17 protein-coding genes are annotated in these 20,738 nt (G+C 72.4%); 6 read left to right on the forward strand and 11 right to left on the reverse strand.

Annotation, left to right across the window (positions count from 1 at the left end; genetic code table 11):
- Positions 1–3: 3 nt before the first annotated feature.
- Together ACZ45Q_RS04230 and ACZ45Q_RS04235 are read left to right on the forward strand one after the other, a co-directional pair.
- The gene (locus ACZ45Q_RS04230; RefSeq protein WP_468254619.1) at positions 4–999 is read left to right on the forward strand and encodes a hypothetical protein; all 996 of its coding nucleotides are present in this window, start codon (positions 4–6) and stop codon (positions 997–999) included.
- A complete protein-coding gene (locus ACZ45Q_RS04235; RefSeq protein ID WP_468254620.1) occupies positions 996–1,859 on the forward strand; it encodes a DUF6339 family protein in 864 nt (287 codons plus the stop codon). Before ACZ45Q_RS04230 ends, ACZ45Q_RS04235 begins: the two co-directional genes overlap by 4 nt.
- A gap of 15 nt (positions 1,860–1,874) precedes the next feature.
- Here the strand turns inward: ACZ45Q_RS04235 and ACZ45Q_RS04240 are convergent, their stop codons facing one another.
- From ACZ45Q_RS04240 to ACZ45Q_RS04265, 6 genes are all read right to left on the reverse strand, one after another.
- Positions 1,875–3,221 carry a DNA cytosine methyltransferase gene (locus ACZ45Q_RS04240; protein WP_468254622.1) on the reverse strand — a complete coding sequence of 449 codons (1,347 nt, stop codon included), beginning with the start codon at positions 3,219–3,221 and terminating at the stop codon, positions 1,875–1,877.
- An 11-nt stretch (positions 3,222–3,232) separates the two neighbouring features.
- Positions 3,233–4,228, reverse strand: a complete 996-nt coding sequence (locus ACZ45Q_RS04245; protein ID WP_468254624.1) for a DNA cytosine methyltransferase — start codon at positions 4,226–4,228, stop codon at positions 3,233–3,235.
- The gene (locus ACZ45Q_RS04250) at positions 4,225–4,626 is read right to left on the reverse strand and encodes a very short patch repair endonuclease (protein ID WP_468255313.1); all 402 of its coding nucleotides are present in this window, start codon (positions 4,624–4,626) and stop codon (positions 4,225–4,227) included. The genes ACZ45Q_RS04245 and ACZ45Q_RS04250 overlap by 4 nt, the downstream gene beginning before the upstream one ends.
- A 54-nt stretch (positions 4,627–4,680) precedes the next feature.
- A complete protein-coding gene (locus ACZ45Q_RS04255; protein WP_468255316.1) occupies positions 4,681–7,569 on the reverse strand; it encodes a Z1 domain-containing protein in 2,889 nt (962 codons plus the stop codon).
- Between the two features lie 110 nt (positions 7,570–7,679).
- Positions 7,680–9,260 (reverse strand): ATP-binding protein, encoded by a 1,581-nt coding sequence (locus ACZ45Q_RS04260; protein ID WP_468254626.1) that lies wholly within the window; start codon positions 9,258–9,260, stop codon positions 7,680–7,682.
- A 182-nt stretch (positions 9,261–9,442) separates the two neighbouring features.
- Positions 9,443–10,462, reverse strand: a complete 1,020-nt coding sequence (locus ACZ45Q_RS04265; protein WP_468254628.1) for an SEC-C metal-binding domain-containing protein — start codon at positions 10,460–10,462, stop codon at positions 9,443–9,445.
- Positions 10,463–10,697: 235 nt separating this feature from the next.
- Here ACZ45Q_RS04265 and ACZ45Q_RS04270 point away from each other — a divergent pair, with 235 nt between their 5' ends.
- Positions 10,698–10,988, forward strand: coding sequence for a DUF6412 domain-containing protein (locus ACZ45Q_RS04270; protein ID WP_468255319.1), 291 nt, complete (start codon positions 10,698–10,700; stop codon positions 10,986–10,988).
- A gap of 102 nt (positions 10,989–11,090) precedes the next feature.
- Complete coding sequence (locus tag ACZ45Q_RS04275) at positions 11,091–11,810, forward strand: YidC/Oxa1 family membrane protein insertase (protein ID WP_468254630.1); 720 nt, start codon at positions 11,091–11,093, stop codon at positions 11,808–11,810.
- A 120-nt stretch (positions 11,811–11,930) separates the two neighbouring features.
- On the opposite strand, the gene ACZ45Q_RS04280 is transcribed toward ACZ45Q_RS04275, so the two are convergent.
- Positions 11,931–13,367: a vanadium-dependent haloperoxidase gene (locus ACZ45Q_RS04280; protein WP_468254632.1), complete on the reverse strand. Its 1,437-nt coding sequence runs from the start codon at positions 13,365–13,367 to the stop codon at positions 11,931–11,933.
- A 399-nt stretch (positions 13,368–13,766) separates the two neighbouring features.
- Here ACZ45Q_RS04280 and ACZ45Q_RS04285 point away from each other — a divergent pair, with 399 nt between their 5' ends.
- Positions 13,767–14,624: a fumarylacetoacetate hydrolase family protein gene (locus tag ACZ45Q_RS04285; RefSeq protein ID WP_468254633.1), complete on the forward strand. Its 858-nt coding sequence runs from the start codon at positions 13,767–13,769 to the stop codon at positions 14,622–14,624.
- Positions 14,625–14,680: 56 nt separating this feature from the next.
- Here ACZ45Q_RS04285 and ACZ45Q_RS04290 read toward each other — a convergent pair whose 3' ends face one another.
- From ACZ45Q_RS04290 to ACZ45Q_RS04300, 3 genes are all read right to left on the reverse strand, one after another.
- Positions 14,681–15,556 carry an LLM class F420-dependent oxidoreductase gene (locus ACZ45Q_RS04290; protein WP_468255321.1) on the reverse strand — a complete coding sequence of 292 codons (876 nt, stop codon included), beginning with the start codon at positions 15,554–15,556 and terminating at the stop codon, positions 14,681–14,683.
- 165 nt (positions 15,557–15,721) lie between these two features.
- Positions 15,722–16,180, reverse strand: a complete 459-nt coding sequence (locus ACZ45Q_RS04295; protein WP_468255323.1) for a heme-degrading domain-containing protein — start codon at positions 16,178–16,180, stop codon at positions 15,722–15,724.
- A gap of 80 nt (positions 16,181–16,260) precedes the next feature.
- Complete coding sequence (locus ACZ45Q_RS04300; RefSeq protein WP_468254636.1) at positions 16,261–17,340, reverse strand: Gfo/Idh/MocA family oxidoreductase; 1,080 nt, start codon at positions 17,338–17,340, stop codon at positions 16,261–16,263.
- A gap of 47 nt (positions 17,341–17,387) precedes the next feature.
- Here ACZ45Q_RS04300 and ACZ45Q_RS04305 point away from each other — a divergent pair, with 47 nt between their 5' ends.
- Positions 17,388–18,680, forward strand: a complete 1,293-nt coding sequence (locus tag ACZ45Q_RS04305) for an ROK family transcriptional regulator (RefSeq protein WP_468254639.1) — start codon at positions 17,388–17,390, stop codon at positions 18,678–18,680.
- 198 nt (positions 18,681–18,878) lie between these two features.
- Here ACZ45Q_RS04305 and ACZ45Q_RS04310 read toward each other — a convergent pair whose 3' ends face one another.
- The gene (locus tag ACZ45Q_RS04310) at positions 18,879–20,408 is read right to left on the reverse strand and encodes a PQQ-dependent sugar dehydrogenase (RefSeq protein ID WP_468254641.1); all 1,530 of its coding nucleotides are present in this window, start codon (positions 20,406–20,408) and stop codon (positions 18,879–18,881) included.
- Positions 20,409–20,738: the final 330 nt, after the last annotated feature.

Consider the following 20,738-nt stretch of genomic DNA (forward strand, 5'->3'; position numbering starts at 1 on the left):
CGCGTGAAGATCTACCCGTACAAGCGGCTCAACCGCCCGATCACGCTCAGAGTGACATCGGTCTCCCTCAAGCTCGCCGACGGCACCCGTGACCCATTGGACACCAGCGCCTACTCGACCCAGGAGCAGGCCGTCGCCCTCGGGGTCGCGGGGCACGCGGATTGGGTGAGTGCCACGATCGGTCTCTCCGCCACGCTGCCGCCCGGTGCCGACGCCCCCGACGCCGCCTGGTCCGATCTGCGTGTCCTCGCCGTATTGACCGATGGGGAGACCAACGTCCGCACCTCGACGGCCCTCACGCGTGACACGGAGGGCGGCCACGACTGGTCGGGCTCCCTGGAGGTGCTGCGCGACGACCACCTGGGACGTGCGTCCCTCGGCGCGTACGCCGTCGGGACGGTCGACGGCGTACGGGGACGGTCGATCGCCGAGACCGACCGGAATTGGGTCGTCGACACGGTCTCCGACGAGCCGGTCAGTGGTCTGCGACTGGACGTCCGCAAGGCGTCGTTCAGCAAGAGCTCCAGGGAATGGCTGCGCGCCTACGCCGACGCCCCCTGGCTCGTGGACACCACGGCGCGCGTCCCCACCGTGTTCGTCAACACCGACATCGACGGGATCGACGGGCTCTTGGACAGCGGCGGCACCGGTGTGGAGAGCAAGGTGCGTGACCTCCTCGTCGCCCAGATGGCCACGGACGTCTGGACGGCGGTGTTCCACGGCGCCATCGGCGACCTGGAGGTGGAACCCGGTGGCGGCCCGGTCTTCCCCACCGACTGGCAGGGCGAGGTGCTGCGGGAGATGCTCCCGGACGTCGTCCCGGGTGTGCACGTCGAGGAGGCTCTGCGACAGGTCCACCGCCGACGCACCGGCGAGTCGGGCTGGGGTGAGCTGCAGACACGCGTCCATTACGCGGCGGTCCGGCGCGCGGAGGCCGCCAGGGCGGTGGGCTTCGCCATCCGCGCTCTGGAACGGACGAACAGGGAGAGCGAGACGTGATCACCCAGCCCCATCACGCGCCGGAACGTCTGGCGCTGCTCTCCAACTCGGCCGCGGACCCCTTCCTCACCGAGGGCCTGCTCAGAGGCGAAGAGGTACACAGCGGCATCGACCTCGCCAAGGTCGTCGAGCCGCTCCCCGAGGACGACGCCAGATGGTGGGTCGAGCCGGTTCGCAGTCTCGTCGAGGACGCCATGTTCGCCTTCGACAAGGAACGCACCAAGGCCGACGCCTGGCTCGCGCCACGGCTCCACGCCACCCTGCGTCTGACGCGTCGGGAGGCGGCGGACAAGCGTCTGTGGAACCACCTGGCGCTGGCCGTCGCGCCTGACTATGTCGTGTGGCGGCACCTCTCGGAGCCAGGAGGACGCGTCGCGGTGGAGCGCTTCCGGGGCCCCGGGGACCGGCAGTGTTTCTCCCGCCTGTGGTGGGCGGCCGAACTCTTCCGGAACGGGCCGGACTATGAGCCGGTCGAGGTCGCGTGCGGCAATCAGTACCTCATCCACACCGTTCTCCGGAAGGACCTGGTCGACCACCGCCCCACCGCTCAGGCCCTGGTCCGCCTGCTGAAGGACGGAAAGGTCACGGGCGGGCGGGAGATCGACGGTCTGAGCGTGGCCGTCAACGCGGCCGGAGCGACGTTGATCTACGACGTCCTGGCACCCGACGAGCCCAGGGACCCCGCCCGGCTGCGCGACTGGATCGCGGAGGCCCAGTCGGCGCCACCGGTCTCACGCCACGGACTCCCGGAGGGCCCAGATGAGGACCCCGTCCCCGAGACGTCCGTGGCCGCGCTTACCGACTATTTCGCCGAACTGTTCGAAACCGCGCCGGTCAGAGGCCGGAAGAGTGAGGACTGACACGGCGGCGCAGAGCTACCTGCTCTTGCGTGGCCGTGGGGGCGCGGACCGAGGAGGTGTCTGCTCCTCGGGGCGCGGGCAGCGGGCGGTGCAGCCGTCCGCCGCCCCGCAGCCGTGGCTCCGCAGCTTGGCGCGCTGCTCCTCGGTGGCCGGCACCCACGGCTTCCGCAGCATCTCCGGTGTGGGCGCGGGGAGACCCAGCGCGGCGCTCAGGAGGTGCGCCCCGAACAAGGGCGGCACGGCATTGCCCACCTGCTGGGCCTGGGCCGTACCCGACCACGGGTAGTCCGGCGGGAAGCTCTGCAGCATCCCCGCTTCGTTCATGCTGAACCGTGGGCCCTCGTAGACGGTGTGGTCGTCGAGGTGCTCGAAGACCACGAAGCGGGAGATGCGGCCGGTGACGGTGGTGGCGGGCTGCTGGTCGGTCCGCACGCCGCGCCGTCCCGGGATGCCGGAGCTGCCGTAGTTCGACCGGACCAGGAAGGGCCGCTTGCGACCCGGATGCGTGCCCACCTCTTCGGCGAGAGCGTCGCGCATCGACAGCCAGTGCTCGGGTTCGTCGTCCTTCGGGGGGCGGGACGGGGGTTCCTGGGCGCAGAGCTCGTCGAGAGTCGCCTGGCCCTGAGCGGGGACGGCGCCGTTCCTGCGGTTCCACTCCTTCGCCTCGTAGGCCCGATGGGTCGGCTTGGGCAGCCTGGGCCTACCGAGCCCCTTGCGACGGGCGATCAGCACGGCGCGGGACCGGGTCTGCGGCACCCCGTAGGTCTCGGTGGCGAGGACCCCGAAGTCGACCTCGTACGTCGTTCCGTCGGGAAGGCCCGGGCCCCGCAGCGCCGCGGCGTAGTGCCGCCAGACCTCCACGACCGCGGGGACCTGCTCCAGGACGATGACGTCGTACGGCCGGTGCCCCCGGTTGGGGCTCCTGGTCGCCTGGATCGCGTACCGGAGAGGCTCGAGGACCAAAGCGGTACGCGGGTCGCTGAGCTTCTTCAGTTCCGAGTCGATCTCCTCGTCGGGGGCGCCCGCCATCAGCCGCCTGATGAATTCCTTGACCTCTTCCAGCGCCTTGCGCCCCGCCCCGCGCCCCGCCACCGAGTACGTCTGGCACGGCGGACCGCCGGCGAGCACGTTGATCTCCGGGGGGAGCGACTCGAAGGACTCCCTGCGAACCGCGCTCACGTCGGCGTGGAGGGTGTCCAGGCCGGCCGCGTACCGCGTCAGGCACGCGCTCCTGTCCCACTCGATGCCGAGACTCGGGACACCCAGCACGTGCCCGGCGACGTCCAACCCGCCCGGCCCCGCGAAGAGGTCCAGGACAAGGGGCTTTTCGAGGATGGACGTGTGGGGCGGCGTGCTGGTCATGTGGCGGAAGTCTAGCCGGCCGCGGAGGGCGCCGGTTCCCCGTACAGCGCTTCGGCGACGGACCGTCCAAGCGCCCGACCGACGGGCGGTGGTGTCGCGTGCCCGACCTGGCGGTATCGGGCGGTCTTCCGGCCGGCGATCTCCCACGACTCGGGGAATCCCTGCAACAACGCCGCCTGCTCGACTGTGATTTTCACCATATGATCCCGGCCGAGGCTGGGGGCCCAGACGAAGTCGGGTCCCGGAACCTCGTTGCCCACCGTGTGGGCGTCGACGCCCATGGTGGCCCACTTCCGCTTGGCCCCGGTCGGGCCGAGGTCGGCGCCGCCCCGGTTCTTCGAGCCCCCGACCAGGGTCGGAGCCGGCTGATCGGCCCGGGCGGCCCAGCGCGCGGCGTCGGGCCAACCGCGCGCGGCCATGGAGGGGCCCAGGACGTCACCGACGGTCGTCGGCTCTTGAACGGTGGGCGTCGGCGGTCGGAACTCCCGCGCCCGGCCTCGCTCGACGGCCACCAGTACCCCTTGTTTGCGATTCTGCGGCACGCCGAAGTCGGCGGCGTTCACCACGAACCACGTCAACTCGTAGCCCAGGTGCACGAGTTCCGCCCGAGCGAAGTCACGGAACGGCTGGTACACGTCCGAGTGCGCGAGGCCGGGCACGTTCTCGATGAGCACCGCGCGGGGGCGGATCGCGTGGGCGAGATAGACGGTGGCCTCCAACAGCCGCTCCTCCACGCCCGAGTCCGCGCGTCCGACGGTCGCACTCGACTTCACCCGGGGTGGGCTCGCCGCCAGGAGATCCACGTTGTAGCTCACGGGGTGTTCCGTCGGGTCGAAGTCCGACAGATCGGCGTCGAGCACGTTCCACCGCGGACGGTTCGTCCGCAGCGTGGTGACCGCGAGCTCGTCGTGGTCCAGCAGCAGGCGGGGCTCGAAGCCTGCCTGCTCCAACCCGAGGGCCAGGCCACCCGCGCCGGAGCACACGTCCACGAAGGTCAGTGGTCTCACTTCGTTCTCCCCCTGCTCAGTTCCGCCCTGCGCCGCTCCACGGCCGCCGCCACCCGTACGGCCACGTCCTCGGGGGCCTCATGCTCCCAGAACCGCAGCACCGTCCACCCCTCCGCGATCAGATGCTCCGTCGTCTCACGGTCACGGGCCATGTTCCGGTCGAGCTTGCTGCGCCACCATTCCGCGTTGGCCTTGGGCTGTGTGGCGTGCTGTGGGCAGCCGTGCCAGAAGCAGCCGTCGATCAGGACGGCGACCCTCAGCCGAGGGAACGCAACGTCCATGCGCCTGCGCGGCATACCCGGCACCGGATACTCCACCCGGTAGCGCATCCCGGCGGCGTGCAGGAGCCGTCGAACGGCCAGCTCCGTCCCGGTGTCCTTGCTCGCCTGCCGGCTCATGCGGGCCGAGACGCCGGGGGAGGAAGGCGTCATGCTGTTCACTGTCGTCGAGCCTCACGAACGGGTGTCGTCACGATTGATGATCGCCTCGTCCGCTCTGGTCGAGTCGATCGCGCGGAACCGCACCAACGGACGATCGTCCCGCGCTGTCGACGGCGGCGCGACGAAGGCGAACGCCATCACGAGGTCACGTGGATCGACGGAACCGTCGGACATGATCCGGGGTTCGGATTCCACCACGGGGTAGAGCACCAGCGCACCCCGCCGTGGGCGAACATGCCGCTCGACGGTCGCGTTCCCTGTCGGGCCCGTCGCCCCGGCCAGGCGCTTCGCCGCCGCGACGTGCTTGGGGTCGCGGATCGCGCCGAACAGGGGGCCGCGGCGTCGCTGTCGGCGGGCCAGCGAGAAGGGCCCGTGTCCCAGGATGCGTGCCTCGTTCCGGCGAGCGGACGTCTGCATCGGAGCGATCACGGACCAGTCGTCGATCGTGCCCGGCTCTTTGCCGGCGTCCAGCAGGAACTCGAGGTGCGGCGAGAACTGCTGCGGAGCGGACCAGCGCAGGTCGCACAGCACACTGAGCAGCTCCTGGTGGGACACGATGCCCACGCGCGCGTCGTACTGCGGTCCACCGTCCACGCCCAGGGTGACGGGCGCGCCGGGCAGGGCCTCGAGGATCGGAGCCCAGCATTCCGTGTTGTGACGCAGCGCTTCCGGGTCCTCGGGATAGGCCGTGGGCTCCTCCCAGACGCCCGGCGACCGCACCTCCACCAGCTCCGCGTTGAACATCTTGTTGCGGGCCGACGGCTTCACCCATGGCAGGTGCTGGGCGACGAGCGGCGGGATCTGGGCGGGGGTGACCTGTGGGCGGCCGTCCACCAAGGGCGCGTAGCGGGCCAGCTCGGCGCGGAAGAGTTCCTCGTCGCGGCAGATCGCCTCGAAGGCCTCGTACAGGTCGACGGTCTTCGCGGCGCGGCCGTTGCCGAGCTGTTCCTCACGGCCGATGTAGAGCCGTACCAGATCCCGGTACCCGGGCCGGAACCCGAACCAGCGCCCCATCTGCATCAGGGTGTCGGCCTGCCGGGTCGTGCGGCGGTAGTACGTGACCGTGAGGCCCTCGACCGTGAAGCCGCGGGAGAGCTTGGTGCCGCCCACGAGGATCTTCCAGACGTTCGGGGTGCGGTCGAAGTCCAGATCGGGCTGGGCGTAGTCGCGTTCGCTCTCACCGTTGACGACGATGACAGGGGTGCCGCCCCTGTTGATGAGACGGCGGGCGTCATGGACGTACTGCTTGAGGTCCGTGTATGTCTCGGGAGTGGGCAGGGAGTCGTCCGCGTGGGTGCGGAAGTCCTTCTCGAAGAGCGACGACAGGCGCGCGTGGCCCTCAGGGCCGGTGTACGCGGAGTTGTCCCACAGGGCGCGGATGCGCTGGGCGAGCGCGGTGTGTTCCGCCATGCGGACCGACTCGTGCACGAGCATCGTGTGGTGACGGAACGGCTCGTCGGGCACACCGTGGTCGGCGCGGTAGAGCTTCAGGGCTCCTGTCAGGACGAAAGCGTCAAGGGCCTCCCGGAGGCGGTCGCCCGTGGAGTCATGGACGCCGCGGACGTGCTTCTCCTCGGCCCCGACCGCGCCGTCCTCGACACCGTCCAGGTCGTGGAAGTCCTGCACCCCCATGTACCCGGTGGGACGGGTCAGGGAGATCAGGAAGTCGCGCGGGAAGATGTCCTCCTCGTCCCCCGGGTCGACGAAGACGTTGGCGAACGGCGTCGCGGTGTACCCCACGTACTGGGCACGGGGCAGGAGTTTGAGGAGCTTGCTGATCTGCCCGTTGATCGCGGAACGGGTGACCCTGCCGGCTTCCCACTTCTTCGGATCCGTGGTGTTCACGGAAGCCTGGTCCGACTCGTCGTCGATGATCAGGGCCGGGATCTCACCGAGGATCGGGCCGATCTTCTTGAGGTCCTTGACCAGCTTCTCGAGCACCGACTTGTTCTTCTTGACGACCATGACGCGCGCGCGTGCCGAATGGAGGTTCGCCGGGTCGTGGAGGGGACGGGTGCGGTCCGGCTTCTCGAACTCCAGCGCGCTGATGCCGCGTTCCAGCGCCATGTAGTCACGGTCGCGGGAGGTCAGGCGCTCGATGTCGAAGGCTCCGAGTGTGGACGGGCGGGCACCGAAGGAGACGAACTTCTCCGGCCAGTCCCCGTCGTCCTGGTAGTCGATGTCGACCAGGGCGTCCGGGTCGTTCGGGTCGGCGGCGCCCAGGATGTTCTCCCGGCCGATCAGCTCCATGTCGAGGCGGCGCTGGGTCTGGCCGCGCAGCAGGTTCAGCGTGCCTCCGAGGACGATCACCAGCCGATAGCCCGCGTCGATCGCCTTCGCCGTGACACCGGTGAAGTTCGCGGTCTTTCCGGACTGCACGTAGCCGACGACCAGGCCGCGCGCACCGTAGGGGTCGTCACGGGTGGGGTCGGCCAGGCGCTCCACGACCGCGTGGGCCGCCTCGTCCAGATCGGAGATCGCCGCGTCGTTCCAGCCCTTGCGACGCAACAGTTGCTCGTAAGAGGTCCAGTAGAAGGAGCGGTTCGCCGCCAGCTCCCGGGTGTACCAGGGCCGGAATTCGCGGCTGATGGTGACGGGGCCGGGTTCCGTGTGGACCGGGACGGCGGCGTCGAACGCCTTGCGCAGCTCCGGGGCGAACGCGAGTTTGTCGTAGATCTCGGCGCGACGTTGCGGAGTGCGCGGGGCGGTGGTCGACCAGGCGGGGGACTGCTCGAAGTCCCAGGCGGTGAGCCTGCGCCGCCAGAGTGTGATCAGGCCGTCCGCGGAGTCCGCGGTCAGGATGCGGTCGCAGAGACAAGACATGTCCATGTCCGCCGGCTCGTCGGTGTCCGCGAGGGCGAAGGCCAGCTTGGCGAAGTGCCTGGGGCCACGCCGGCTCATCGCGTCGAGAACCTCGCCGTGGAGGTCGGTGAGACGGTCGGCAGCGTACGGGTTCTCGGTCACGGCGACGGGGAGACTCTTTCTGGCGTACGGGTGGACGGTGGCGTGGCCTAAGCCTCGGCGCGGGCCAGTTCGGCCCGGACCGCGGTGACGAGCACGCTGTTCCACAGGGCGATCCGGTCGGTCTGGTTGGCCCAGACCCGTTCCTTCTGGAAGATCTCGTTCAGCATCAGGTAGAGGAGGCTCTTCAGGACCGGGGCGTCGTTGGATCCGCCACGCCGGGTGCCGTTGAAGACGTGCCGGTAGTCCTTGTTGAGAACGACCCTGCGCTCCTTGTGGTCGATCGTGAACAGCAGGTCGGAGGGGGCGACACCGGCCGGCACGTCGAGCCGGGCCCAGGTGAAGGTGATGGGCTCCTCGCCCTCCAGCTGCGGCAGCTCGTCCCGCAGCGTCCGCTTCAGCTTCGGGTCGAGGCCCTTGCCCGGCGGAATGACGGCCTTGCGCTTGACCTCCGTACGACGCCGTGCGGCCTCCCGGTAGGTGGCCTCCGCCTCCTGCACGTATGCGGCGAAGCAGTGACCGGTCTCCGGATGCTTCGCGTTCTCGAGTCCTCGTGCGAAGGCCGGGGTGACCTGGACCCCGTCCTTCTTGACGGTCAGCGCGAACACCTCGTTGGGTTCGGAAGGCAGGTCCACGGAGATGCGGGCGAGGGCGAGGTGGGCCTCCGCGCTCCGGGTGTCGTTCCAGCCGCCGGCCTGGACGAGGCGGTCGTTGCGGTAGAGGTAGAACCCCTGACGTTCCGCGAGCGACCCGATGCCGCGGTACGCCACCAGCGGGGACTTGGGCGGCCATATGTGCGCGACCAGCGGCACGTCGCCGACCCCCTCGACGGGAGCGAGGTACGTGCGGGGGTAGCCGGCCCGGCCCGGGACCCGGTAGCCGAACGGGTCGATGGGCTCCACGCCCCGGTGGTCCAGCTCCTCCCGGGTGTGGACGTCCTCGACGACGATGTCGATGTGGAAGCCCTCACGGGCGAGGAAGCGGTGGAGAAAGAGGCCCAGATGGGTCTCGAGCCGTTCGATCGCGTCGTTGAGATAGCGATCGGTCTGGCCTTCTGTGATCGTCTCGAACGCGCGGACCTGGTCCCAGCGCACGATGGTGCCGTGCCAGCCGATGACGCCGTCGTAGCGGTCGACCAGGTCCTGGCAGTACGTCGAGTCCACGATGTCGCAGGTGAAACCGGCCTGTGCGCGGGCGGTGAGCCAGCGCCGACCGGCCGACGGGCTCCGCTTGGTCCTGCTGATCACGGTGAGGGCGTCGGCGTGCGAGAGCGAGGCGGCCTTCAGCCCGGCGCCGAAGTGCCCGAGGGCGCCGGGGGCGTACTCCGCACGTCCGCCGACGGTCATCGCCGTGTCCAACCCCGACTCGTCCATGCCGTGGCCGTCGTCGACGACGAGCAGACCGACGAGGCGGTCGCGGCAGCCTCGCTCACCGGTGTCCCGCAGGAAGCTCACGACGATGTTGCGGGCCCCGGCATCTATGGAGTTGTCGATCAGGTCGGCGATGGCCGCCTCGAAGCTGTATCCCTGGTGCGCGAGCGAGTCGAACGACCTGGCCGTCGGAGGCAGCCGCTTGCTCCCGATGGTGGGTACGTCGAACTGCCAGTCGGAAGACGGCTGGTACGGCGGCATGCAGGCGTTCCTCGCGGGCCGGGACATGCCCCGGGTGTCTGAGGGACATGCCAGTTCAGCTGGTCGTCTGCGACGTTAGCGCCTGCGATTGTGAAGGAGTAGTGGGTTCGGAAGAAATGGGGCCGTGCGTACCGGACGGCGCTTCGGGGAACGAAGGCGGCGACGCGGACGGTCTCGGCCCGTCAGACGCCCTGAGCCCCGTGACACTCCCCATAACCCCGCCCCGACCCGCACCAGCACGCAGCCCCCCGCTCCGGCGGCCACTCCGTTGCGCGGCCCCGGGCCGCCAGGGTCGTCGCGTACTGGGGGAGCAGCGTCGCGTCGTCCGGGGAGGAGCCCTCCGATGCCGCGAACGCCTCGTAGGAGGGGACCGTGCCGCGGACGACGCCCAGGTTCGGGGTGCCGGACGCGGCCAGTTCGCGCAGGGCCGCCTCCGTCGTCGCGACGTGCTCCTCGTAGGAGGGGTACTCGGCGGACAGGGACGGGTACGCCTCGAGCAGTTCCGTCAGTTCGCCCGCCGGCCAGTGGAGCATCGCCACCGGGAAGGGGCGGGAGAGGGCCTCGCGGTAGGCGCCCAGTTCGGCGCGGAGGCGGGAGATCTCCGCCTGGAGGTCCGCGGGATTGTCCGAGCCCAGGGACCAGACGCGGGACGGGTCGTGCAACTCGTCCAGGGTCACCGGCATCGAGTGGACCGTGTCGGCCAGGGCGTCCCAGTCGTCGTGCGGCAGGCCCAGCATCCGACGGACCCGGTGGCGGCCGATGAGGAGGGGGCGGGTCGGGCGCGGGGGCTCCGGCACGTCCGCCAGCAGCAGGCGCGCGCCCTCCGTGAACGTCTCGTGGGCCGCCTCCAGCTCGTCGTGCGCCTCCAGCGCCTCCGCCGCGATGACCCAGGGCGCCGCGTCGCGCGGGGACGCCGCGCGGACGCCGTCGATGATCGCCCGGGCCTCGGCCTCGTGGCCGTACTCCCACAGGTTCGACGCCTTCAGGGCGCGGACCAGGGCCGGGTTCTCCAGCCCGTCCGGCGAGGACAGCAGGCGGTCGTAGAGGGTGCTCGCGGCGGGGCGGTCGCCGGACAGTTCCAGGTGGGCCGCGGCCCGCAGCAGCAGGGCCTCGGCGTCCTCGGGGTAGAGGCCGGCGGTCCGCTCCAGGCGTGCCGCCTCCGCGGTGTGGTCGACGTTCTCGGCAGGCGTGTCGGGGCGCATGAGGGACACCGTACTGCCGTCAGGTGACGAAGGTCAGGCGGTGGGGAACCCGGCGGGCGCCTGCCGCGTCCTCCGAGTGGGACCCTGCCGCGGCTCGTCGGCTCCGGTGTACGGGTGTCCGGCGGACGGGCTTCTGGGGTTCTGCTGTGTGAGTCTGGGGTTCTGCTGTGTGAGAGGGAAGAGGGGGAGGGGAGAGGAGATGCGGGGGGTGGTGGCTGAGTCGCGTGGGCTGCGGATGCCTTTCCTCGCCGTGCTGCCGGTTCTCTTCCTCCAGCTCGCCCTCCTCGACGCCGGCGGTCTTCCCGCCGCCGTCGCCCTCGCCGCCACCGCCGCGGCCGGGGCCGCGCTCGCCGCCTGTGCCGTGATCGCCGCGCGCTGCGCGCCCGTCGTGCCGCCCACCCGGGTGCGCACGGCCATCCGCGACCGGGACCGGCGTACCGCTTTCCTGCCCCAACGCGATCCCGACGCCGCGGGCCGCCGCCGGCCCCGAGCGCCCGGGTCGGCCCTCCCGGCGACCGCCGCGTAGGGCCCCTCCCCAGAGCAAGCAGTCAGGCCCCGCGCGGGCGGGTCGTCATGCCGCACACCTTCTTCGTCCGGCACGACGAGACCCCGGAGGGCTCACCCACCCATGTCCGTGTCATCCTTCTTCGCCGGTTTCGCCGGTCTGGTCGAGCGGCTCGCCGAGCTGCTTCAGCCGCTGTTCGGCGCCTCCTCCGCTGCCGCCGCCATCGTGGTGTTCACCGCTGTCGTACGGCTGCTGGTGCTGCCGTTGTCCCTCGCCGCCGCCCGCGGGCAGAAGGCCCGCGCCGAACTTCAGCCGAAGATCGCCGAGCTGCGGCGCAGGCACGGGAAGAACCCCGAGCGGCTGCAACGGGCCGTGCTGGAGCTGCACGCCGAGCACAAGGTGTCGCCGCTGGCCGGATGCCTGCCGAGCCTCTGCCAGCTGCCCGCCTTCTTCCTCCTCTACCACCTGTTCTCCAGCTCCTCGATCGGCGGGCGGGCCAACGAACTGCTGTCCCACCGGCTGTTCGCCGCGCCCCTCGGCGGGCGGTGGGCCGACGCCCTGGGCGCGGGCGGCGTCGTCGGCGGGGCCGGGCTCGTGTATCTGGGGCTGTTCGCCGTCGTGGCCGCCGTCGCCGCGTTCACCTGCCGGCGGACCCGGCGGACGATGGCCGACCGGCCCGTGACCGGTGAGGACGTGCCCGGCCTGGGTGCCGTCGGCAAGGTCATGCCGTTCCTGTCCTTCTTCACCCTCGTCACCGTCGCGGTCGTGCCCCTCGCCGCCGCGCTGTACGTCGTCACCAGCACGACGTGGAGCGCCGTCGAGCGGGCCGTGCTGTACCGGTGAGGGCCATGGACCGGGGGTCCGAGCAGCGGACCCCCGGTCCTCATCAGGGGCTGCGGTCCCCGCGACCGGGCGTCACCGCCTCCGCGTCACAGCCCCCGCGGCGGGCGGCACCGCCCCGCGTCACAGCCTCCGCAGCTCGTTCGCGGCGACGTAGCCGCCGACGTCCCGGCCCAGTTCCAGGCCGTCCACCGCGTCCCATGGGTAGTGGACGCCCAGCCAGAGGCGGCTGTCGGCGTTCTCCTCGGCGGCGGCGCTGAAGCTGTCGAACGTCCGGTGTTTGACCGGGGCCTTGGGGTCGTCGGTGCTCGCGGTGAAGGTGATGCGGTCCGTGCCGAAGACCTCGTTCATCACCGACTGCCAGGCTCCGCCGAACGTGGCGTGGCCCGACGCCCACGCGGGGAAGCAGGGGCTGGGGCCCAGCGGCCGCCAGTCCGGGTCGTTCAGGCCCTCCCGGATCGCCGACACCGGGCGCCACAGGTCGACGGGAGTGCCGTACTTCACGTCCCACTCGGCGATCGCCCCGTCCGCCATCGCCAGCGAGACCAGGGCGTACATGCGGGCCGTGCGGTACGTGTCCACCCTGCGCAGGTCGGCCAGGGTGCCGGTGAGCTCGAGGAACTGGCCGGGCGGCTTGTAGGTGCCGTCGGCGTCGTTGGCCCAGAACCAGGCCGCGGCGGTCTGTTCGGTGGTGCGGGCGGTGGAGCCCGCCCCGCCCAGCCTGCGGACCTCCGCCACCTGCTCCCGGTACTCCGGGCTGGCCAGCAGGGCCTCGTACGTGCCGTACGTCTCGGGTGTCGCGGGCCGGAACAGGTCGCCGGAGGGCAGGGTGAACGGCCGTACCCTCCCCCAGTGCGGGTCGACGGCGTCGCTCTCGGCCGTGCAGCCGGGGTTGCCGGTCGGACGCCAGGCGCCGGGCTCGCCGTCCAGCCGGTAGGACTCGGTCTCGCGGGACCCGTCCTCGTAGCGGGTGTTCCAGATCCGGTCGGCGATCGGCTCGGCCGCCAGCGGCTTGAGGATGTCGAAGTCGGTCCACTCGTGGCCGAAGCGCTCCGTGAACCGCGTGTTGATCAAGGTGGCCTGGCCGGGGAACAGGCGTACCAGGAGGTTGCGGGCCGTGTGCCCGATGAGGCGTTCCTCCTCCTGGGGGCCCTCCCGCAGCGGTGCCCCGGAGTACTTGGGCGCCTCCAGGTAGGGCTCGAACTTCAGCGTGTGCCAGGTGCGCTGGTAGGCGCTCTCCGCGTCGTAGATCGCGGCGTTCATCATCGCCGCCGCGCGCGCGAGCGGGCCCGGTCCGACCCCGCGCTGGCGCTGGAACACCTCCAGCAGGACCGAGTTCCAGTACTGCACCGGCCGGCCGTCGAAGGTGTCGGCCTGCGCCGCCGCGGGTGCGGCGCCGGGTGTCGCGGGCGCGGCGGCCGACGGCGTGGCCATGGTCAGCGGTGTCAGCAGCGTGGCGAGTACGGCCGACAGCGCCAGCCAGGTCTTCGTCGCTCTCGGTGACGCGGTGGTGCGTAACGCCCGGGTGCGGGCGGGTCTTCCCGGTGTCCTCGAGGACATGTGCGTCCCTCCCCTGTGAGAGCCGGCGCCTGCTGCGCCGGTGCGCCCAAGCTAGGAAGTCCGCGTGGCTCGGGCATCCCGCGGGAAGCGGATCGCCCGTAAACCACCGCTGTAGCCGGACGGCAACCACGGCTGTATCCGGACGGCGACCGGCGCCGTAGCCGGACGGCCGCGGTGCGCCGTGTGCCGTGAGCCCCGCGTCCCGCGCCGCAGGCGGGGCGGAGCGGGGCGGGGCGGACGCGCCGCCACCAGAGGTGCCTACGGTCCAGTACGTGAACGGGGTATTGCGGAGTGGACCCCCGCCTTGGAGGATCGACCAAGTCCTCCGATGGCTGCGCCGGCCGCACCCAGTCGCACCTCATCGGGCGGGGCACCCGCGACGTGAGGGAGTTGGGGATCATGAAGCTGCTGCGAGTCGGTGCGGCGGGGGCCGAGCGGCCCGCGCTGCTCGACGCCGACGGCACCCTGCGGGACCTGTCGGGTCTCGTACCGGACATCGACGGGAGCCTGCTCGCCGACGACGCCGCGCTCGGCCGGATACGGGGCGCAGCCGAGGCCGGTGAGCTGCCCGCGCTGGACGCGACCGGGCTGCGGATCGGGCCGCCGGTCGGGCGGATCGGCAAGGTCGTGTGCATCGGGCTGAACTACCACGACCACGCCCGGGAGACCGGCGCCGAACCGCCCGCCGAGCCGGTCGTGTTCTTCAAAGCGGCGGACACCGTCGTCGGGCCGCACGACACCGTGCTCGTGCCGCGGGGCTCGGTCAAGACCGACTGGGAGGTCGAGCTGGCCGTCGTGGTCGGACGCACGGCCCGGTACCTGGAGTCGGCCGAGGCCGGACTCGCCTCGGTCGCCGGGTACGCCGTCGCCCACGACGTCTCCGAGCGGGAGTTCCAGATCGAGCGCGGCGGGACCTGGGACAAGGGCAAGAACTGCGAGACGTTCAATCCGCTGGGGCCGTGGCTGGTGACCGCCGACGAGGTGCCCGACCCGCAGCGGCTCCGCCTGCGGCTGTGGGTGAACGGCGAGCTGAAGCAGGACGGGACCACCGCCGACCAGATCTTCCCGGTGGGGGAGGTCGTGCGGTACGTCAGCCAGTTCATGACGCTCTACCCCGGTGACGTCATCAACACGGGGACGCCCGCGGGGGTGGCCATGGGGCAGCCGGAGCCCAAGCCGTATCTGCGGGCCGGGGACGTCGTGGAGCTGGAGGTCGAGGGGCTGGGCAGGCAGCGGCAGGAACTCAAGGACGCCTGAGGGGACCGCCCGCCGGGGCGCCGGGGGATCGGCCCCCGGCCCCCGGCGCGGCGGCCCTACGCCAGCAGGGAAGCGAGCCGGCGCCACCCCTCCCGCGGCAGGACGTTCTGGTCCGTGCCCTCCACCACCTGGAGGGCGACGTGATCGGCGCCGGCCTCGTGGAACTCCGCGATCCGGCGGCGGACGGCGGTCTCGTCGCCCCAGGCGAAGACCGCGTCGATCAGTCGGTCGCTGCCGCCCCCGGTGACGTCGTCCTCCGTGAAGCCCAGGCGGAGGAAGTTCTGCGTGTAGTTCGGCAGCTCCAGATAGCGGGCCAGGTAGTCGCGGGCGGTGGCGCGGGCGCGGGCCGGGTCGGACTCGAGGACGACCTTGAACTCCGGGGCCAGCAGCGGGCCCTCGCCCAGCCGTTCCCGCGCCTGCGCGGTGTGCTCGGGCGTGACCAGGTACGGGATCGCGCCTGCCGCCCGGTCCCGGGACAGCTCCAGCATCTTCGGGCCGAGCGCGGCCAGCACCCGGCGGTGGGCGGGCATGCCCGCCTTGTCCAGGGCGTCGAGGTACTCGACCATCGTCGAGTACGGGCGGCCGTACGCCCGCACCCGCGGGCCGTGGCTGACGCCCAGGCCCAGGACGAAGCGGCCCGGGTGCGCCACCTCCAGCTCGGCGAAGCGGGCCGCGGTGGCGGAGGCCTCGTGCTCCCAGATGCTCTGGATGCTGGTGCCGACCGTGATCCGCGAGGTCGCCGCGACGAGCGGGGCGGCGTGGCCGGCGTCGCTGTTGCCGCCGAGCCACAGCGCCCCGTAGCCGAGCTCCTCCAACTCGGCCGTCGCCTCCGCCCGTTCGGCACGCCCGCCGGGGTCCTCGGAGCGCAGGCCGACGCTCCAGACGCCGTACCGTCCGACGGATTCCTTCAGGGCGCTCGTCGCGTCGCGCATGGGTGCGATCCCTTCACTGGTGGGCATGATCGTCACTCCTACGTCGCCTGCCAACCAGTGCGGGGCGCCGGTGATTCCCGGCGGCGTCCGGCCGGGCGAGTGCCGGGCGTCCTGCCGGACGAATGCCGGGCGTCCGGCAGGACGAGTGCCGGGTGTGCGGCCGGGCTACGCGCCCCGCTCGGCCAGGAACCGCTCCAGTGCCTCCACCACCAGCCGGTGGTCCTCCAGTTGCGGCAGGCCGGACACCGTCACCGCGCCGATCACTCCGGCGCCCTCCACGGTGAGCGGGAAGGAGCCGCCGTGCGCCGCGTAGGTGTCGAGGTCGAGGCGGGAGGACTCCTCGAACGTCGTGCCCTTGGCCCGGAAACGGGCACCGACCAGGTACGACGCGGAGCCGTAGCGCTCCACCACCCGGCGCTTGCGGGCGATCCAGGCGTCGTTGTCGGGCGTGGAGCCGGGCAGGGCCGCGTGGAAGAGCTGCTGGCCGGCGCGGTGGATGTCGATGGCCACCGGCGCCCGCCGCTCGCGGGCCAGCTCCACCAGCAGCGAGCCGAGCGCCCACGCGTCGTCGTGGGTGAACGAGCGGAAGACCAGGCGCCGTTCCTGCGCCTGGAGCTCCTCCAGGCTCGGGGCCTGGTCGCCGGCCGTCTTCGGGGCGGGCCCCGTCGTCCTCTTCGGGGCGGACCCCGTCGTCCCGTGTGTCGTCACAGCGTCACCGTCACTCCGTCTCGGGCCGAACGGCGGGCGGCCTCCAGCACGTCCAGGGCCGCCGCCGCCTCGTGCGCGCTCACCGGGTTGGGGGCGCCCTCGCGCACCGCCTTCGCCACGGCCGCGTAATAGGCGGGGTAGTCGCCCGGCCGGGTCGGCTCCACACGTCCCCCGCCGGTCAGCGGGGACTCTCCCGCACCGACGCGGCCCCACAGCGACTCGTCCTCCTCGCCCCAGCCGGGGCCGGGCCGCTTGCCCTCGCGCAGCGCCGCCTCCTGCGGGTCCAGGCCGTACTTCACATAGCCGGCCTGCGAGCCGAGGACCCGGAAGCGGGGGCCGAGCTGGGCGGTGGTCGCCGAGACGTAGAGGTGGGAGCGGACGCCGCTGGCGTGCGTGAGCGCGATGAAGGTGTCGTCGTCCGCCTCCGCGCCCGGCCGGCGGACGTCGGACTCGGCGTACACCTGCGCGGCCGGGCCGAACAGCACCAGCGCCTGGTCGACGACGTGGCTGCCGAGGTCGTAGAGCAGGCCGCCGATCTCCGCCGGGTCGCCGGACTCGCGCCAGCCGCCCTTCGGCTTCGGCCGCCAGCGCTCGAAACGGGACTCGAAGCGCCATACGTCGCCCAGGGCGCCCTCGGCGAGCAGCGCCCGCAGGGTGAGGAAGTCGTTGTCCCAGCGGCGGTTCTGGAAGACGGAGAGCAGCAGCCCGCGCTCCTCGGCCAGCGCCGCCAGCTCGCGCGCCTCGGCCGCCGTGCCCGCGAGGGGCTTGTCCACGACGACCGGCAGGCCGGCCTTCAGGGCGGTGGTGGCGAGCGGCACGTGCGTCTTGTTCGGGGACGCGACGACGACCAGGTCCAGCTCGTCCGCGCGGTCGAACAGCTCGTCCGGTGTCGCGACGGTCCGCACGTCGGGGAACTCGGCGCGCGCCTGCCGCTGCCGGTCGGGGTGGGAGGTGACCACCGTGTCCAGGGCCAGGCCCTCGGTGGCGGCGATCAGCGGCGCGTGGAAGACGGAGCCCGCGAGGCCGTAGCCGACGAGTCCCACGCGGAGCGGGGTGCCGGGAGGTGTACGAGTCATGCGTCCACTTTCGCAACGCTGTTGCCAAAGTGCAAGCAGCGGGGACAATGGGCGGCGTGAACAGGACTGACGGTGGTGGCGGCGGCCTGCGGGGCGCGGGAGCGAGGGTGACGGCGGGGGCGGGTGTGGGCGCCGGTGCGGGTGCGCCGGGCGGCGCCAATCTGCTCGCCCTGCGCAGCCACAACACCGCGCTGGTGCTGGACCTGCTGCGCACCGCCGGTGCGGAGGGCATCAGCCGGCTGGAGCTGGCCGAACGGACCGGGCTCACCCCCCAGGCCGTCAGCAAGATCACCGCCCGGCTGCGGCAGGAGGGCCTCGTGGCGGAGGCGGGGCGCCGCGCCTCCACGGGCGGCAAGCCCCGTACGGTGCTGCGGCTGGTGCCCGAGGCCGGGCACGCGCTCGGGGTGCACCTGGACCGGGACGAACTGCGGGCGGTCCTGGTCGACCTCGACGGTGCCGTGGTGGGGGAGCGCCGCCGCCCACTGGACCTCGGCGCCGGTTCGGCGACGGTACTGGACGGGGTGGCCCGGGTGGCGGAGGACCTGTGGGCGTCCCTCGCCGGTGCGCCCACCCTGCTCGGCCTGGGCGTCGCCCTGCCCGGTCCGCTGGACCACGCCCGGGGGGTGCTGCACCGGGTCACGGGGTTCCCGGAGTGGGACGGCTTCCCGCTGCGGGACGCGTTGGCGCGGCGGCTCGGGGTGCCGGTCGTCGTCGACAAGGACACCAACGCGGCGGCGCTGGGACTCGCCGTGGGGGCCGTGGGGGCCGCGGGGGCCGTGGGCGGGCGTGCCGGGGGTGCTGGGGACTCCCAGGGTTCCCGGGGTTCCCGGGGTTCCCGGGGCGCCAGCGGCGCCGCGGGCGTCGCTCCGGGTGGCTCCTTCGCCTACCTGCACCTCGGTACCGGCCTCGGCGCCGGCCTGGTCATCGGCGGGGCGGTGCACCGGGGGGCGCGGACCGGGGCCGGTGAGTTCGGGCACCAGGTCGTCCAGCTGGACGGGCCGCCCTGCACCTGCGGCGCCCGCGGCTGTGTCGAGGCGCTGTGCCTGGGCGCCGTCGCCCGCGGCGACCTGGACGAGGCGGCCAGGGTGCTCGGCGCGGGCGCCGCCAACCTCGCCGGGCTGCTGGACATCGACCTGGTGCTGCTCGGCGGCCGTACCGTCGCCGCCGCACCCGAGGCCTTCGTCGGCGGTGTCGGCGCCGTCCTGGACGCGCGCGCCCGGCGCGAGGGCGGGCAGGAGGGCGCCGTACCGGTGCGGATCGCGCCGGGCGGGGAGCGCGGGGTCGCCGAGGGCGCCGCCCAGCTGCTGCTGGCGCCACTGTTCGGACGCGGCACCGCCTGACACACGCGGCACGGCCTGACAACGGGGCACCGCCTGACACGCGGCACGGCACCACTCCACGACGCCGACCCGGTGCCCCTCCCGGCGCCGCCGACGCCGACCCCGTGTTCCTCCCGAGGTCGACCCCGCTCCTCCCGGCGCCGGCCCCGCTCCTCCCGAGGCCGGCCCCCTGCCTCCACCCGACGCCGGTCCGTCGCCTCAGCGCACCACCGCGCAGGCCTCACCGTTGAGCGTGAACCGCGGCGGCGGCGACGCGTCGCCCGTGTGGTCGGCCAGGTAGCCCAGCGTGACGCTCGCGCCCGGCGCGATCCGGGCGTTGTGCGGGGCGTTGGACGCCCTGATCGTGTTGCTGAGCTGGATCAGGTCGGTGTTCCAGTCGGAGACGACACTCTGCCCGAGGGCCAGGGGGAACCGGAGCTCCCAGCCGTCCACCGGGGTGTCACCGGTGTTGGTGACGGTGAGGTCGACGGTCGTGCCGGTGCCCCAGGACGTCACGGTGCGCTCCACCCGGCAGGTGGGCTCCTCCTGCGCGAACGACACCTTGTGCAGACCGCCCGGCAGGTCGTTGACGACGTAGAACTCCCCGTCGGCCGTCGTGCCGACCGACGTCACCTGCGTGGGCATCCGGCCGATCTCCGCCTGCTCGTAGCCGCCCCTCCCGTCGGGACGCAGCGCCCACACCGTGGACGAGCAGTAGTCGGTGGCGATGTACGTGCCGCCGACCAGGTCGGCGTACTGGCGGCCCCGGTAGACGTGCCCGCCGATGACCGAGCAGCCGCCGGTGTAGGGGGAGTACGTGAACACCGGCTCGGTGTACGTCGCGCCCGGTGTGCAGTGGCCCCCCTCGAACCTCTCCAGCCCCTCGTAGCAGGACCAGCCCAGGTTCAGCCCGCCCCGGCCCGCGGGGAGATGGTCGATCTCCTCCCACCGGCCCTGACCGACGTCGCCGATCCACATCGAGCCGTCGGCGCGGTCGAAGGAGAACCGCCAGGGGTTGCGCAGGCCGTGGTGCCAGATCTCCGGCCGGGCGCCGGGCGTGCCGACGAAGGGGTTGTCGTCGGGGACGCAGTAGGCGAGCGGGGCGCAGGCCCGGCCGACGTCGATGCGCAGGATCTTGCCCAGCAGGGTGTCCAGCCGCTGGCCGGCGGCGAAGGGGTCCCCGGAGCCGCCGCCGTCGCCGATGCTCCAGTAGAGGTGGCCGTCGGGGCCGAACGCCAGCTGGCCGCCGTTGTGATTGCTGTACTCGGCGTGCTCCTGGGCGAGCAGGACCTCCAGGCGCTGCTCCTGGAGCCGGTAGCGGGCGAGGGTGACGGCACCGTCGGGCAGGGCCGTGTACGCCAGGTACAGGGTGCGGCTGGTGGCGAAGTCGGACGGGAGCGCGATGCCCAGCAGGCCGCGCTCGTTGCCGGATTCGTCCACGGCGGAGGTGATGTCGAGCAGCGGCGCCGAGGCCAGACCGGTGTCCGGGTGGTAGACGCGGACGGTGCCGCGTTTCTCGGTGATGAACAGGCGGTCCGTGCCGTCGTCGGGCGCGACGAGCGCGGTGGGGCGGCGCAGCCCGGAGGCGACCTGGGTGGTGGTCGCGGCGACCGACGGCAGCGGTACGGAGGCGGCGGCCTTCCCCGGGTCCGTGCGAGGTGGTCTGTCGTCACCGGCGGCGGTGGCGGGCGACGGGGCGAGGAGGGTCAGCAGGAGGGCGGGCAGCGCGAGAAGGAGCACGGTCAGCATGCGCGTCGCACGATGCCGCACGTTGTAGTCATGTATATGACAATCCATGGTCTCTCTTCCGCGAGGTGTGCACGGCGGGCCGGTGCCGCCGTGGGGGCGGGCAGGGGTGCGGGGCGCGGTGCGTGGGAGCGCTCCCGCACTCCGTACGCCCCCAAGGCTGCGGGCCGTGAAACGGAACCGGCAACGCCCGATCACGCCACTTTCGCGCCGCCTGGCGCAAACCATGCGCTGCCGCACACCGGGTACCGCCGGCCGGACGCAAACGCCCCCCGCGCGGGCCCCATGGCACGAATGGCGGTGTGCCCGGCGGTCCCCGACCGGCACGCTCAT

It is taken from the genome of Streptomyces sp. NPDC031049, from assembly GCF_055571015.1.

What these genes read in the sequence shown, in the direction of transcription:
- ACZ45Q_RS04240 (WP_468254622.1), bottom strand. Translation starts at nt 3,221, where the DNA reads ATGACCAGCACGCCGCCCCACACGTCCATCCTCGAAAAGCCCCTTGTC.
- ACZ45Q_RS04250 (WP_468255313.1), bottom strand. Translation starts at nt 4,626, where the DNA reads ATGAGCCGGCAGGCGAGCAAGGACACCGGGACGGAGCTGGCCGTTCGA.
- ACZ45Q_RS04255 (WP_468255316.1), bottom strand. Translation starts at nt 7,569, where the DNA reads ATGAGCCGGCGTGGCCCCAGGCACTTCGCCAAGCTGGCCTTCGCCCTC.
- ACZ45Q_RS04260 (WP_468254626.1), bottom strand. Translation starts at nt 9,260, where the DNA reads ATGCCGCCGTACCAGCCGTCTTCCGACTGGCAGTTCGACGTACCCACC.
- ACZ45Q_RS04265 (WP_468254628.1), bottom strand. Translation starts at nt 10,462, where the DNA reads ATGCGCCCCGACACGCCTGCCGAGAACGTCGACCACACCGCGGAGGCG.
- ACZ45Q_RS04270 (WP_468255319.1), top strand. Translation starts at nt 10,698, where the DNA reads ATGCCTTTCCTCGCCGTGCTGCCGGTTCTCTTCCTCCAGCTCGCCCTC.
- ACZ45Q_RS04275 (WP_468254630.1), top strand. Translation starts at nt 11,091, where the DNA reads ATGTCCGTGTCATCCTTCTTCGCCGGTTTCGCCGGTCTGGTCGAGCGG.
- ACZ45Q_RS04280 (WP_468254632.1), bottom strand. Translation starts at nt 13,367, where the DNA reads ATGTCCTCGAGGACACCGGGAAGACCCGCCCGCACCCGGGCGTTACGC.
- ACZ45Q_RS04285 (WP_468254633.1), top strand. Translation starts at nt 13,767, where the DNA reads ATGAAGCTGCTGCGAGTCGGTGCGGCGGGGGCCGAGCGGCCCGCGCTG.
- ACZ45Q_RS04290 (WP_468255321.1), bottom strand. Translation starts at nt 15,556, where the DNA reads ATGCGCGACGCGACGAGCGCCCTGAAGGAATCCGTCGGACGGTACGGC.
- ACZ45Q_RS04300 (WP_468254636.1), bottom strand. Translation starts at nt 17,340, where the DNA reads ATGACTCGTACACCTCCCGGCACCCCGCTCCGCGTGGGACTCGTCGGC.
- ACZ45Q_RS04305 (WP_468254639.1), top strand. Translation starts at nt 17,388, where the DNA reads ATGGGCGGCGTGAACAGGACTGACGGTGGTGGCGGCGGCCTGCGGGGC.
- ACZ45Q_RS04310 (WP_468254641.1), bottom strand. Translation starts at nt 20,408, where the DNA reads ATGCTGACCGTGCTCCTTCTCGCGCTGCCCGCCCTCCTGCTGACCCTC.